The sequence below is a fragment of the Roseateles sp. PN1 genome, assembly GCF_038419725.1.
In the GTDB taxonomy this organism is placed as follows: Bacteria; Pseudomonadota; Gammaproteobacteria; order Burkholderiales; family Burkholderiaceae_C; genus Paucibacter_A.
On the sequence record NZ_JBCARA010000005.1, the window covers coordinates 323,520 to 337,675 of the forward strand.

Annotated in this window: 11 protein-coding genes and 1 pseudogene; 6 read left to right on the forward strand and 6 right to left on the reverse strand. The window is 63.2% G+C overall.

Annotated features, from left to right (window positions below):
* The first annotated feature begins 6 nt into the window (after positions 1–6).
* From AABB87_RS10820 to AABB87_RS10830, 3 genes are read left to right on the forward strand one after another with little or no spacing between them, the layout of a single operon-like run.
* Complete coding sequence (locus AABB87_RS10820) at positions 7–1,674, forward strand: LVIVD repeat-containing protein (protein WP_341971246.1); 1,668 nt, start codon at positions 7–9, stop codon at positions 1,672–1,674.
* A gap of 38 nt (positions 1,675–1,712) precedes the next feature.
* Positions 1,713–2,045: a c-type cytochrome gene (locus tag AABB87_RS10825; protein WP_341971247.1), complete on the forward strand. Its 333-nt coding sequence runs from the start codon at positions 1,713–1,715 to the stop codon at positions 2,043–2,045.
* A gap of 43 nt (positions 2,046–2,088) precedes the next feature.
* A complete protein-coding gene (locus tag AABB87_RS10830; protein ID WP_341971248.1) occupies positions 2,089–3,237 on the forward strand; it encodes a branched-chain amino acid ABC transporter substrate-binding protein in 1,149 nt (382 codons plus the stop codon).
* A gap of 265 nt (positions 3,238–3,502) precedes the next feature.
* Here the strand turns inward: AABB87_RS10830 and AABB87_RS10835 are convergent, their stop codons facing one another.
* Positions 3,503–4,078, reverse strand: a complete 576-nt coding sequence (locus tag AABB87_RS10835; protein ID WP_341971249.1) for a BPSL1445 family SYLF domain-containing lipoprotein — start codon at positions 4,076–4,078, stop codon at positions 3,503–3,505.
* 245 nt (positions 4,079–4,323) lie between these two features.
* Entirely contained in the window at positions 4,324–5,754 is a 1,431-nt protein-coding gene (locus tag AABB87_RS10840) for an aminotransferase-like domain-containing protein (RefSeq protein ID WP_341971250.1), read from the reverse strand.
* A 178-nt stretch (positions 5,755–5,932) separates the two neighbouring features.
* Between AABB87_RS10840 and AABB87_RS10845 the strand changes: the two genes are divergently transcribed.
* Positions 5,933–6,328, forward strand: coding sequence for a hypothetical protein (locus AABB87_RS10845; RefSeq protein ID WP_341971251.1), 396 nt, complete (start codon positions 5,933–5,935; stop codon positions 6,326–6,328).
* 30 nt (positions 6,329–6,358) lie between these two features.
* Here the strand turns inward: AABB87_RS10845 and AABB87_RS10850 are convergent, their stop codons facing one another.
* Positions 6,359–7,000 carry an aldehyde dehydrogenase family protein gene (locus tag AABB87_RS10850; protein ID WP_341971273.1) on the reverse strand — a complete coding sequence of 214 codons (642 nt, stop codon included), beginning with the start codon at positions 6,998–7,000 and terminating at the stop codon, positions 6,359–6,361.
* Positions 7,001–7,003: 3 nt separating this feature from the next.
* Positions 7,004–9,970: pseudogene (locus tag AABB87_RS10855) on the reverse strand (L-glutamate gamma-semialdehyde dehydrogenase); the annotation flags it as partial.
* Between the two features lie 101 nt (positions 9,971–10,071).
* Between AABB87_RS10855 and AABB87_RS10860 the strand changes: the two are divergent.
* Positions 10,072–10,542 (forward strand): Lrp/AsnC ligand binding domain-containing protein, encoded by a 471-nt coding sequence (locus AABB87_RS10860; protein ID WP_341971252.1) that lies wholly within the window; start codon positions 10,072–10,074, stop codon positions 10,540–10,542.
* 324 nt (positions 10,543–10,866) lie between these two features.
* The gene (locus tag AABB87_RS10865) at positions 10,867–11,793 is read left to right on the forward strand and encodes a hypothetical protein (protein WP_341971253.1); all 927 of its coding nucleotides are present in this window, start codon (positions 10,867–10,869) and stop codon (positions 11,791–11,793) included.
* A 295-nt stretch (positions 11,794–12,088) separates the two neighbouring features.
* Here AABB87_RS10865 and AABB87_RS10870 read toward each other — a convergent pair whose 3' ends face one another.
* A complete protein-coding gene (locus AABB87_RS10870; protein WP_341971254.1) occupies positions 12,089–12,571 on the reverse strand; it encodes a GreA/GreB family elongation factor in 483 nt (160 codons plus the stop codon).
* A 90-nt stretch (positions 12,572–12,661) separates the two neighbouring features.
* Positions 12,662–14,134 (reverse strand): DASS family sodium-coupled anion symporter, encoded by a 1,473-nt coding sequence (locus AABB87_RS10875; RefSeq protein ID WP_341971255.1) that lies wholly within the window; start codon positions 14,132–14,134, stop codon positions 12,662–12,664.
* Positions 14,135–14,156 lie beyond the last annotated feature (22 nt).

Sequence of the window (14,156 nt, forward strand, 5' to 3'; positions counted from 1 at the left end):
CATAATATGAAACTTGCACTGACTGCACTTCTGATCGCCACCGGCCTGAACCAGCTGGCCGCGGCACAAACCATCACCCCGCCGGCACCCGGCGCGGCGCGCTTGCCGGTCAAAGAAGACCGGGAAGAACCCAAAGCCATTGCGGGCCAGCCGGCTCGCCCCGATGCGGCCAGCTTCGGCCTGGACCCGGTCACCGGCGTCTACAAACACCCGGCCGAAACGCCCAGCATTGGCGGCACCCACCCCTTCAAAGGCAGCCTCGACCATCTGGACCTGAACCAGTACCAGCTCAACACCAAGGTCGAAGGCCAGCACCCCGAGATGCTGGGCAGCCCATACCACTCTTGGCAGACCACGGTGGACATGAACGGCCACCGTTACATGGTGGTGCATGAGAAGTCCTTCTACAAAGTGTTCGACATCACCGACCCCCGCAAGGTCGAGTTGATCGCCAACAAGAAGTGGGGCTGGGGCAGCAGCGAGCATCCCTTCGGGCCGCTGACGATCCAGTACAACGAGAAGCTCAAGAAGAACATCGCCGTGCAGTGCTACGAAGTCACCCGCTTCGGCATTCTGAGCAATAAGTACGACCCGGCTGACCAGGCCAAGGTCGATGTGATCCGCAAGCAGCCGCTGCTGCGCGGCTTCCGCGTCTTCGAGGTGGACAGCCCCGATCCGGCGCAATGGAAGAAGATCTCCGAGTTGCCGCTAGACGCCTACAGCTCACCCGACAAGTACCCGCAACAAGGTTCGGGCTGCGGTGATGTGCCGGTGTATTGGGGTGGCAAGTACCTGTTCGTGTCGGGCGCACCGGACGACACCTTCGCCAACCAGGAGTACGCCAACTTCCTCTACAACCAGGCCCAGATGGCATTTGACTTGTCCGACCCGCACAACCCCAAGCGCCTGAGCACTTGGTGGGTGCCCGGCTCGCGCCTGGGTGAGGAAGAGGAATACAAGAAGAACCCGCGCGTCGGCAAGAAGACTTCATGGATGGGCGCGCGCATGCCCCTGTTCATTCCCAAAGACCCCGAGAAGGGCGGCAAGTACGGCTATGCGGCCATGGGCGGCATGGGCCTGCACGTGATCGACGTGTCGGACCCGGCCAAGATGAAGCGTGTTGGTAAGCTGGACATGCCCGTCAGCCAAGCCGGCACCGAAGGCGACAACATCGACGTCACCAAGGTCGAGAAGACCGGCGTCATCTACTATAGCGGCTACCCCCTCAACGAAGACTGCTACGAGCCCTACAAGGACATCTACGCCGTCGACGTGAAGGACCCGACTCAGCCCAAGGTCTTGGCCACCCTGCCCCGCCCCACACCACCCAAGGGCGCACCGTTCACCGACTACTGCCAGCGCCGCGGCAGCTTCGGGCCTAAGCGCAGTGGCTATTGGCATCAGCCCGGCACGCCGAGCGACAAGTACCTGATCTACGCGTTCTACAACGCTGGTGCGCAGATCTTCGACGTCAGCAACCCCGCCAAGCCCAAGATCGCCGGCTACTTTGTGCCGCCCACAGTGGACCCCAAGGTGAACCAGCACTTCGGTGACCAGACTCACGGCGTCTTCATTGAATGGGACCGCAACATCATCTGGGTCTTCACCAATCACGGCGGCTACGCGGTGTCCAGCTCCTTGCTGGGCGCACCGAAGTTCGACCTGAAGAAGTGATCTGAAGCAACTCGCCTGCCTCCGGAATGCGCCGACCCATGAAACGCCCGCTGCTTGCCTGCTTGCTGTGCGCCATTGCTGCCCTGTCCAGCCCCAAAGAGTTGTCGGCACAAGAGCCGCCAGCCTGGGCCAGACATTGCATCTATTGCCACAGCCTGGAGGAGGCGCAGGCCGGGCCGGCCTTCCGGGAGATTGCCGCGCGTTACCGCGGCATTCGGGACCCCGCTCTGGCAGCGAAGCAGCTCAAGAAAAGCATTCTCGAAGGCAGCAGCGGGCGCTGGGGTGTCGCCCGCATGCCGGCCAATGTGCAGATCAGCGAGGCCGAGGCCGAGCTGATCGCCCAGTGGCTCCTCTCATTGTCCACACCCTGAGCCAACCTAACGCACGGCTCCCACTCACGGAGATTTTTCACTGATGCAAAAGAAGATGAACGCCATTGCTTGCGCTGCGCTGAGCCTGCTGGGCCTGGCCTCGACCGCCGCCCTGGCACAAGAAGTTGTGAAGATCGGCCACGTTGGCCCGACCAGCGGCGCCATCGCCCACCTGGGCAAGGACAATGAACTCGGCGCCCGCATGGCCATCGACGAACTCAACGCCAAGGGCGTGGTGATCGGCGGCAAGAAGGTCAAGCTCGAACTGCTGGGCGAAGACGACGCTGGCGATCCGAAGCAAGGCACGCAAGCCGCGCAAAAGCTGGTGGACTCCAAGGTCAACGGCGTGGTCGGTCACCTGAACTCGGGCACCTCGATCCCCGCCGCCAAGATCTACTCGGAAGCCGGCGTGCCGCAAATCTCGCCTTCCAGCACTAACCCCAAGTTCACACGCAGCGGCTACAAGACCACCTTCCGCGTGGTGGCCGATGACGTGCATCTGGGCGGCACCCTGGGCCGCTACGCCGCCAAGGATCTGAAAGGCAAGTCCATCGCCGTCATCGACGACCGCACGGCCTACGGCCAAGGCGTGGCCGATGAGTTCGAAAAAGGCGTCAAGGCCAACGGCGGCAAGATCATTGGCCGCGAATTCACCAATGACAAGGCCACCGATTTCAGCGCCATCCTGACCAGCTTGAAGTCCAAGAAGCCCGATGTGATCTTCTTCGGCGGCATGGACGCCGTGGCCGGCCCGATGCTGCGCCAGATGAAGCAGCTGGGCATTTCCGCCAAGTTCGTCGGCGGCGACGGCATCTGCACCAGCGAGCTGCCCAAGCTGGCCGCCGGCACCATCGACGACAACCAGGTCTACTGCGCCGAAGCCGGCGGTGTTGACGCTGCGCAGAAGCAAGCCATGGACGACTTCCGCGCCCGCTTCCGCAACACCACCAAGCTCGACGTGCAGGTCTACGCGCCTTACTCCTACGACGCCGTTGGCGTGCTGGTCGCCGCCATGGTCAAGGCCGGCTCGGCTGATCCCGCCAAGTACCTGCCGGTGCTGGCCAAGACCGAGGGCTACAAGGGCGTGACGGGCAATATCAGCTTCGATGCCAAGGGTGACATCAAGAACGGTGCCCTGACCCTGTACACCTACAAGGCCGGCAACCGCGAATCGCTGGCGGTGATCCGCTAAGCACGCAGTAGCGCAGCCAGTGCCCTAGTCACTGGCTTTCTAAGCAAGTTTTGGCGGGCGCCACCTTTGCGCCGCGCCGCCTCGGGTCCCGGGCCCGACTCAGTCTGCATGGGGAGAGCGTGCAGGCTGGGTCGGTGCCTTGGGGCTCTTTTTTTTGGGCTGCCGATTCAAGTGCGGAGATATCCAGACTGAAGCAAAACAAAAGGGGCTCCCTGCGGAGCCCCTCTTTATTACCAGTGAGATGAGAAGTTATGCCAGGCCTGGCTCAGAACTCCAGCTTGGCAATCTTGCTGCCCGCCACCTTAGCGGCGGCCATCAGGCCACCGTTGGTGAGGGCGAAGGCGTTGACGGCGTTGTCATAGCTCTTGGTGTCGATGCCGCCATTGGCGCCCACCTGAATCAGGGCCACGGAACCATCAACGCCGGCCGTCCAGCCGCTGCTCTTGCGGAAGTCGTCATAGGCCTTTTGGGTCATGAAGAAATAGATCAGCGCCTTGGACTGGGCGCCGGCCTGGAAGCCGAAGGAGGCGGCCGTGGTCTTGTAATAGTCCACCGTCTGGCCACCGGCGCGCAGCGCGCCTTCGCCATACTCACCACCCACCACCAAGCCAGCGGCATAGACCTTGGGGAACACCAAGATGGCGCGCGCCTTGCTGGCCAGCTCTCGGGAGCCCGGCACGCTCTTGTACAAGGTCGCCATGGTGGCGTCATAGCCGGCTTCGATGGCAGCTTTTTGCTGCGCCGGGGTTTCCTTGGCAGTCTCGTTGGTCGAGCAAGCCGACAGCAGGCCCAAAGACATGGCCAGCACGGCGGGGGTCAACAGCAGTTTTCGACGCAGCATCAGGATCTCCTTTTGTGATTGGCGAAGACGTTTCATCGTAGCCCTAGCCTAGCAAGCCTAGCCCGGTATTTTGTGAAACTGCCAAGTCGGCGGTGCAAGTGCCTGCCACTGCTGTGGCCAAGCGCCCCCGCGCAGCCAGCGCAGGTAAGCGGCATCAAAGCGCAAGAGCAGCTCGGGCTTGACCCCTGCGCTGCGATGCGGCGCGCCATCTCGCCCCTGAAAACAGGTACAAAGCCAGCCGCGCCTCAGTTGCGCCCGCGCAGCAACTGCCCCAGGCTTTGCACCGCCTGCCGCACCGGCTCATCGATGGGCAGGCCGCAATTGATGCGCAAAAAGGCATCAAAACGCATGGTGTTGGAAAACATCGCCCCCGGCGCAAGCCGAATGCCTTGGGCCAAGGCCGCCTCAAACAAGGCCATGGAGGACACGCCCTCGGGCAACTCCAGCCACAAATTGAGCCCGCCACCGGGCACGCTCAGGCGCGATTCGGCGGGTAAGTAACGGGCTAGTGCCTCGGCCATTTGCTCGCGCTGCAGCGCCAGCTGGGCGCGCATCTTGCGCAGATGGCGGGGCATATGGCCGGCATTGAAATAGTCCGCCACCGCCAACTGGGGCAGCGACTCATTCGGGCGCGACTGGCTGTACTTGAGCATCTCCAGCCGCTGCTGCCAGCGCCCACCGCTCATCCAGCCCAGGCGCATGCCTGGCGCCAAAATCTTGTGCAGCGAACCACACAGAATGACGCGGCCGCTGCGATCGAACGATTTGATCGGCCGCAGCGGCGCCGGCCCATCCCACAGGGCGGAGTAGCTGTCGTCTTCGATCAGGGCCAGGTCTTGCTGCTCGCACCAAGCCAGCAAAGCCTGCTTGGCGGCATCCGGCATGACGGCGCCCAGCGGGTTTTGCAGATGCGGCACCACCGCCACCGCCTTGAGCCCCGGCGTCAGCGCCGCCGCTTCCTGCAGGGCCGGCAGCGAGATGCCGGTGTGCGGGCTGGTCGGGATTTCCAGCGCCCGCAGCGACAGACTTTCCAGAATCTGCAGCAAGCCGTAGTACGTGGGCGACTCCACGGCCACCACATCGCCGGGCTGGGTCACGGCACGCAAGGCCAGGGTGAGCGACTCGGTGCAGCCGTGGGTGATGACGATTTCGTCCGGGCTGAGTTGGAGTTGCTGCTGCTCCAGCGCCAGCCGTGCCAGGGCGCTGCGCAAGCTGGGCTCGCCGCCGGGCGGCGGCGGTGTCACTAGGCAGGCGCCATGCTGACGCAAGACGCGCTGGCTGGACTGGCGCAGGCGCTCCAGCGGATACAACTCGGGCGCCGCCTGGGCGCCCGACAGATTCACCCGCACCGGCTGGGCCAGCGCCTTGGCCAGCACGGATGAGACTTTTTGATGCACGCCCACATAGCGCGCCTCATCGATCAGCGCCATGGGCGAAGGCTCATGCGCCGGCGGCAAACCCGCCGTTCTGTGCGCACGCACAAAGTAGCCGGCCCGGGCGCGCGCCTCCAACAAGCCCTTGGCCTCCAGCCAGCGGCAGGCCTGCAAGGCGGTGGACATGCTGACCTGATGCAAGCCCATCAGCCCGCGCACCGAGGGCATGCGCGCACCCGGCGGCAAGGCACCCTTGTGGATGGCTTGGCGGTAATGGCTGGCGAGCTGGAGGTAAAGCGGCATGGTGGGATTGTCGACGCTGGGCCTGCCCCGGGGCCGATACAGATGCGCCCGCGGCCTTGCAGAACAGCGCAAAAAAGCCGCTGTTCTGCAGCACAAAGGCCCTTTCTGTCCCTGTTCCGAAGCGGCGGCCCTGGCCACACTGAAGCCGTCTTCCCCAGCGCCCTCAGGGCCACTCGCCATGACCTCTGCCCACACGCCCCCGCCCGCCCCTCGCGCTTTGCCAAGCGGGGCCCAGCAATTGCTGCAAGTTCAGGTCGGTTGGGTCTTGCATGTGCAGCGCGGCAGTTTGCTGCTGCGCCTGCCTCTCGCCTTGGAAACTGCGCTGAGCCTGAGCGACACCGTCTGGCAAGCCAGGCAGCAGCTCACAGCCGGCGCGGTCTGGGTGGCGCAAGCGCCGGGCTGGATCAGGCTGGACAGCCGCGACCCGAGCTGCCTGTACACGCTGCGCCAGAGCAGCCCGGCACAGGCGCGCTGGCGGCGGCTGGTCGTGCACATGCTGCGGCGCTTGATTCAGCGATTGATTCAGCGCTTACAGCCCGCGCCAACAAGCCAGCTCAGCCGCAACGCCGATTAGTCGGTCGCGCTGCGGCGGCCTGGCCAGGCCTCAGTGCATGCCGGCCAGCAGGGCGGCATTGCCGCCAGCGGCTGCGGTGTTGATGGTCAGCGTCTGCTCAGCGCTGAAGCGGTATTGCTGGCTGGCGGCGCTGACTTCCTGCGCGGTGATCAGGGGGCGAATGGCACCCTTGTCGGCCGCCATCACGCGCCACAGGCGGCGTTCCAGCGCGGCGCCGGCGCCGGCCAACACCACACCGGCAATGCGCTCATCGTCCAGCAAGGCGCGCAGGCAGGCTTCGCCACCCGAGAGCAGCTGCAACGTTTCCGCCGCCAGGCCAGCACGCTGCAGGGCCTGATGCAGGGCGGCGGCGTGCACTTGCGTGGCCTCCGTCACCACCAGGGCCACGCTATTGCCGGCCACCAGGGCGGCGCACAGGGCCAGCGCCAGCTGATCTTCGGCAGCGCTATTGGCCAGTAGGGCCAGCACGCCACGGCCATGCTGGCGCAGCTCATTGCTCTCACCCGTGGGGCCGGGCAGGCTCAGCTCGGCCAGGCTTTGCTGAGCTTGGCTCAGGCGCTTGGACAGGGCTGGCGCGCTGGCCAGGCCCTCAAACGCACGGCGCAGCAAGGCAGCACGCTCGGCCAGGGGCACGTCCGCCCATTGCGCATGGGCCACGCTCAGCGCGGCCACCGAGGCAGCCAGGCTGGCCGGCGGCGTGCCAGCGGCTGGGCTGGCCAGGCTGGCCTCGACGGCGATGGCCGGCAAGGCGCTGAAGCGGTACAGATAGTTGGGACCGCCCGCCTTGGGGCCGGTGCCCGACATGCCTTCGCCGCCGAAAGGCTGCACGCCCACCACCGCACCGATCACATTGCGGTTGACGTAGACATTGCCGATGCGGGCCTTTTCCGCCAAGCGCAGGGCGCGGCTGTCGATGCGGGTCTGGATGCCCAGCGTCAGGCCATAGCCCAGGGCGTTGATTTGCTCCAGCACCGCGTCCACATCACCACCCCAGCGCAGCACATGCAGCACCGGGCCGAAGATTTCCTGGCGCAGCTCGCTGATGCTGCCGATCTCGAAAGCCACCGGCGCGATCAGGCGCGGCAGCACCTCTTGCACCGGGCATTCGGCGATCAGCTTGGCCTCGCGCTTGAGGCGCTGCACATGCTGGGCGATGCCCTGGAAGGCTTCGTCGTCGATCACCGGGCCAACATCGGTGCTCAACTCGGCAGGCTGGCCCACCCACAGTTCTTGCAGGGCGCCGCGCAGCATTTCGATCACTCCGTCGGCAATGCTTTCGTGCACGCACAGCAGGCGCAGGGCCGAGCAGCGCTGGCCGGCCGAGCGGAAGGCGCTTTGCACCACCGCGTCCACCACCTGCTCAGGCAAGGCGGTGGAGTCCACGATCATGGCGTTCAGGCCACCGGTTTCGGCAATCAGGGGCACGACCTGACCCTCTTTGGCCGCCAGGGTTTGGTTGATGATCTGCGCCACTTGCGTGGAGCCGGTGAAGCACACACCCGCCGTGCGCGCATCGGCCACCAGGCCGGCACCCACGGTTTCACCCGCGCCGTGCAGCAAGATCAAGGCATTGCGCGGCAGGCCGGCGGCGTACAGCAGTTCCACAAAACGCTGGGCCACAAACGGGGTTTGCTCGGCCGGCTTGGCCGCCACGGTATTGCCCACCACCAGCGCGGCCACCACCTGGCCGGCAAAGATGGCCAGCGGGAAGTTCCAGGGGCTGATGCAAACAAACACGCCGCGGCCTTGCTGCAGATGCACCGCATCGCGCTCGGCCTGGTCGGCGTAGTAACGCAGGAAGTCCACGGCCTCGCGCACCTCGGCCACGCAGTCGCCCTGGGTCTTGAAGGCTTCTTTCACCAGCAGGGCGCAGAACTCGGGCAGGCGGGCGTCCAGCGCGTCGGCAGCGCGGCGCAGAATCGCGGCGCGCTCGGCCACGGCCAGGCTGACCCAAGGCGCAAAGCCGGCTTGCAGAGTAGCCATGGCCTCGGCCACGGCGGCGGCATCGGCCAGCGGCACGGCGCCCACTTCGATTTCGATCAGGGCTTGCGCCAGGGGCTGGCGTTGGGCCTTGTCGCTCAGGTCAGCACCGGTGGAATTGCGTCGGCCCAGACCCATGCGGTCGAAGTACAGCTCGGGCGGCAGGGGCAGCGCGCTCTTGGCCTGCACCTGCTCCAGCGGGGAGCCCAGCAGCTCGGGCACTTGCACATTCACATCGGCCAGTTGGTGCACGAAGGAAGAGTTGGCGCCGTTCTCCAGCAGGCGGCGCACCAGATAGGCCAGCAGGTCGCGGTGCTCGCCCACCGGGGCGTAGACACGGCAGGGGATCGTGCCCTCTTTCAGCACCTCGCGATAGACGCCCTCGCCCATGCCGTGCAGGCGCTGCATTTCGAACTTGGCACCGGCCGCGCGGGCCATCTGCACGATGGCGGCAATGGTGCCGGCGTTGTGGCTGGCGAACTGCGGGTAGATCACATCGGCGTGTCCGATCAGCGCCTGCGCGCAAGCCAGGTAAGACACATCGGTGTGCTGCTTGTGGGTGAACACCGGGTAGGCGTTCAGGCCCAGCTCTTGGGCGCGCTTGATCTCGCCGTCCCAATACGCGCCCTTGACCAAGCGCACCATGAAGCGCAGGCCATGCTTCTTAGCGATGGCCGCCACCTCGTGAATCACATCCAGCGCGCGGGTCTGGTAGGCCTGCACGGCCAGGCCGAAGCCACGCCACTGCGGGTAGCTACCCTTGATGCGCGCGGCCAGCGCGTCCAGCACATCCAGCGACAGCTCCAGGCGATCCACTTCCTCGGCGTCGATGGTCAGGTTGATATTGGCGCTGGCGGCCAGCTCGATCAGCTGCCACACGCGCGGCAGCAGTTCTGCAAACACGCGCTCGCGCTGCAGCACTTCGTAGCGCGAGAACAGGGCGCTGAGCTTGATGGAAATGCCGTCGGCCGCCTCCGGCGAGCTGGCCTTGACGCTGGCCGCAATCGCCTTGATGGCGCCCACGTAGGCGGCTTGGTAGCGCTCGGCGTCCTTCTCGGTGCGGGCGCCTTCGCCCAGCATGTCGTAGCTGAAACGCAGCATGGGCTGAATCTTGCGGGCGTCCGCCGCTTCGCTCATGGCCTCGCCAATATTGCGGCCCAGCACGAACTGGCGGCCCAGCAGTTGGATGGCGCGCACGGTGGCGGCCACCACGGTCTGCGCACCCAGGCGCGTCATCAGGCCGCCCTGGCCTTCGGCATCGGGCAGGAACTTCTTCGACAAAGAAATGGCCGAGGCCGACAAGCTGGCCAGCATCTTGTGCGGGCCGTCTGAGGCGCCATCGAACTGGCCACGGCCGAGTTGGTCCGCCGTCAGCGCGATCGCGGTGGGTGCGTCCGGCACGCGCAGCAGCGCTTCGGCCAGACGCATCAGGGCCAGGCCCTCGGAGCTGGTGATCGGGTACTCGCGCAGCAGCGACTCCATGGCCCAGAACGGCGCCGGGTTGGCCCGCACCTGCTGCACCCAGGGGCCGGCCAGGGCAATCACCTGCGGCCAGTCCAGGCGCGCGCCCAGGGATTGCACCAGCGCACTGACCACCGCCTGCTCGTCGCGGTAAGGGCTGGGCAGGCGGGCGGCTTCGGGCAGCAAGTTGAAAGTGCTCATGATGTGGGTCTTTGTCGGTTTATAGCGAGTGGCGGAACTTTATGAGGGTTGGCCCTGAATTAAATTCGCAACTAAACGCGTTCGGCGGTGGAAAATCCAGCATGGCCGACGAAACACAACTCGACAAGATCGACGCCCGCATCCTGCGCGCCCTGCAGGCCGACGGCCGCATCTCCAACCTCAAGCTCGCCGAGGCGGTGCACCTCTCACCCACCGCCGTGCTGGAGCGCGTCAAACGCCTCACCCGCGACGGCTTCATCCTGGGCTACGAAGCGCGCTTGAACCCCGAGAAACTAGGCGCCGGCATGCTCGTCTTCATCGAGATCTTGCTCGACCGCACGGTACAGGACGTGATGGACAACTTCAAGGCAGCCGTACAAGCCCGCCCTGAAATCCTGGAATGCCACCTGGTGGCAGGCGGCTTTGACTATCTGCTTAAAACCCGGGTGTCCGATATGAACGCCTACCGCCAATTCATCGGCAGCGTGATCTGGACTCTGCCCGGGGTGCGGGAAACGCGGACTTATGCCGTGATGGAGGAAGTCAAGAGTACGACGGCGTTGCCGTTTTAATTACTGGGAGCGCAACGGAACAATGGGCTGTAGAACGCCATGGGCTTGCCGTGGGCGCCCAGGTGCCAATAGGGTTCGGAACAATCTAGACGTGTAAACAGCTAGGCCGGCCGACGGCTACGCGCCAAAGCATTTGCACCGCTCTCAATACGGTCACGCAGCCCCCCTCACAAATTCACCGTCGGAAAGCGGAGAGGATCAACGACGAGAGGCGCCACCTTGCGGGTGGAATGATCTACTAGCCCTGTCAGCCCTGACAGATGGCAATAGTCTAAGTCCATGTTTGAATTCTGAACTCAATAATTCACCTCCACAAAAATCAGAATGGTTAAGTTCAGAATCGTCGGCCTCTCTTTTTTCCTATTGGCGCTGGTGATCGCCGTGATATTTATATATTCACCCGAAGAGATAAAGAGCATCTCACCCTCTCACGACAGCTCAGTCCCAACAAACCCCACGACTGAGGTCCCCGCGCAAACTGCGACTGCAGCAGCAGAGATACCGAAAGAAACTATCACCGTAGACAAAGACAACAGGCGAACGCAAGCAACAAAAGCAGGCTGGTTTGAAGGTTTCGCCAGTTCAGATGCGTATCGCGAAGTGGCTGCGCTCAGAGAGTCTAAGCAGTTGGGTACATTCGGAGCAGGGCTACGTTTACTCCGCCCGTGCGCAGCACTGAATGCGCTACGCTCCCCTGCCTCAGATCCGCTATCGAAGGCTACCAGTAGCACCAATTATCAAATGCGACTCAAAGCAAGGGACCGATTGATAATTTACTGCAGCCAAGTTCCCGGAGAAACTTTAGTAGCACTTGCTGAACCGCCAGAGGGCGACAATTTTGCAAGCCAGTACATTTCCGCGATTAATACTTTGGATGTCTCCATGACAAAGTCAAAGCTGGAAAACAGGGCCGCCTTGGAGGAGCTAGCGCGACAAGGGCAGATTACTGCAGGGAAAAACTATATTTTGGGCAATCTGGTATTAAACAAGCCATCCCTTAACTTATCGAGGGAAGCATCCTCTGCCGCTTTTGACATCGCCGAGATGCGCGCTACTTCTCGTTTAGGAATGGAGTCGAAGGATATTCGGCTTCTGCTGCGATGCTTTACTGGGGGGGTATGCGATGACTCATATGAGTCGTTGTCAAGCCACTTCACCGAAACAGAGCAACAAAAAATACTGTCCATGGCTGCGGAAATGGAAGCGGCCTTTCGCAACGGCGACGTTTCCGCCCTGATTGGGCCGCCATGAGCCTCGCGAGTTGGTCATTGCCGAAGCCAAATTCAGTCGCCGCACCAACACCACCTTGAGAATCCGGTCTTGAATTTGACGGCCTCCCAAACCATTGGCAGATGCTGCAGCCCGCAGGGCGCGGGCAACTCTAGGCAATGACCTGCCACAAGGTCAGTGCCCGCGAAATCAATTGATGCGCGCGATGCCGAGAACACGAACGAACGTCGCATAGCTCGCCAGAAGTTGCGCAGAGCGTCCCAAACGGATTGAGGCGATTAGTTTCTGATCAATCCGGCACGAATTTGCTTACGGCTCAATAAACCCGCAGCACCTCAAACTGCTGTCGGTTTGCAGCGATCTGTATCGCCACCTCATCACCCTCGCATTTACCCAGCATGGCCTTGCCCAAAGGGGCTTCGCTGCTGATGACCTGAACGGGCTGAGGGCCGCTGAGCAACTTCATGCTGCCGCCATCCGGGCCGAGGAAGATCTGTTGCTGCTTGTCGTCGGCATCGACCAGGCAGACCAGCGCGCCGAGCTGTATCCCTTTGCTGGCGTCGTAGGGGCTTGGGCGGAATTGCTGCCAATTGACTATCGCCTGGCGGATGGCTTCGGCGCGACGCGCTTGGCCGGTGGCCAAGTAGGCGGCTTCGAGCCCCAAGGTGTCGTACTTGTTTTCGGCGATGTTTTCTTCGTGAGTCGCCGTTTCATGGGCCGCCCGCGCGGCCTGCTCGACTTGCAGCAGGTCTTCAGCAAGCCGTTCCAGCACCTGCTGCTGCAGCAAAAATTTATCCATGATGAAAGGTCGGCAACGCGAGCAAGCGGGGATCGGGCGCGAATTATGAAGGGCAGCAACGCACCCGGCAGGCTCCGCCTGATTGGCAGCTTAGATGTATCCCAGCACGCGCCACCAAGCCGTGCCCACCACGACCAGCACCAGCAAGTTGACAACGCTCATCACCGCCCCGGCGCCCCACCATTCATTCAGCGTGGTGTAGCCGGAGCCGAAAATGATCGGCGCAGTGCCGGTGCCGTAATGCGTGAGCGACATCATCAGCGAGGAAGAAAACGCCAAGAGCAAGGCCAGCGGCATGGGCGGCGCGCCCAGGGCCAAACCGGCGGCGAAGAAGGCACCGAACATGGCGGTGATGTGCGCCGTGGTGCTGGCGAAGAAATAGTGGGAGTAGAAATAGACCAAGACCAAGATCGCGGTCGCCCCCAACCAGCTCAAGCCCAGGTGACTGATGCCTTGCTGGATCGAGACCGAGAACCAGGCGATCAAGCCGAGCTTGCCCAAGAAGGTGGCCATCATGACCAGGGCTGCAAACCAGATCAAGGTGTCCCAGGCGCTCTTGGCTTTAAGAATGTCTTCCCAAGTCAGCACCCCGGTGAGCAGCAAGCATGACAGGCCGATCACCGCGGTGGTGGTGGCATTGACCTCCATCGCGGGGCCAAACAGCAACTCGGGCACGCCCGCCCACATCGCCAGCATCAGCGCCAACACCGCCAGGGTGATGTATTCGGCCTGCTTCATGGGCCCTAGCTTGCGCAATTCAGCCTCGGCCATGGGTTTGGCATCGGGGGTGTTTTTGATCTCGGGCGGATAGAGCCAGAACAGCACCAAAGGCATCAGCAGCAACATGCACAAGCCGGGCAGCAAGGCGGCCAGCGCCCATTGGCCCCAGCTGATCTCGATGGCGGCGCCCGTGCCCTTGGCGATCAAATCCACAATCAATGGATTGGGTGCGGTCGCCGTGATGAACATGGCGGAGGTGATGGGGTTGGCGTTGTAGTTGACCAGGGCCAAATAGCGCCCCAACTTGTTTTGAGTGCCCAGATCAGGGCTCGACTTGAAGCCATCCGCAATCGACTTCATGATGGGGTGAATGATGGCCCCGCCGCGCGCCGTATTGCTGGGCGTTACCGGTGCAATCACCAGTTCGGACAAGACCAGGCCATAGGCAATGCCGATGGTTTTCTTGCCGAACAGCGAGATGAAGTGATAGCCGATGCGGGTGCCCAGGCCGGTTTTCGTCAGCGCCACCGCAATCATCACGGCAATCGCAATCAGCCAAATCAAGGCGTTAGAAAACCCGCTCAAGGCATCTGCAATCGCGCCATCGGGCGAACCCGGGCGGGTGACTTGCGTGATCGCCACCAACGCGATCGCAATCATTGAAACCGCGCCGATGGGCAGCGCCTTGCCAATGATGGCGGCAATCGTGCCGGCAAACAGCGCCAGCAAATGCCAAGCTTCGGGGCTGACACTCTCTGGCACAGGGATCACAAACCAGATCAACAAGGTCAATCCAAGCGCGATCGCACTGGGAATGGGTTTGGGGCGGACAAGCTGAGTCATGAGTTCCTACCTTCTCAATTGA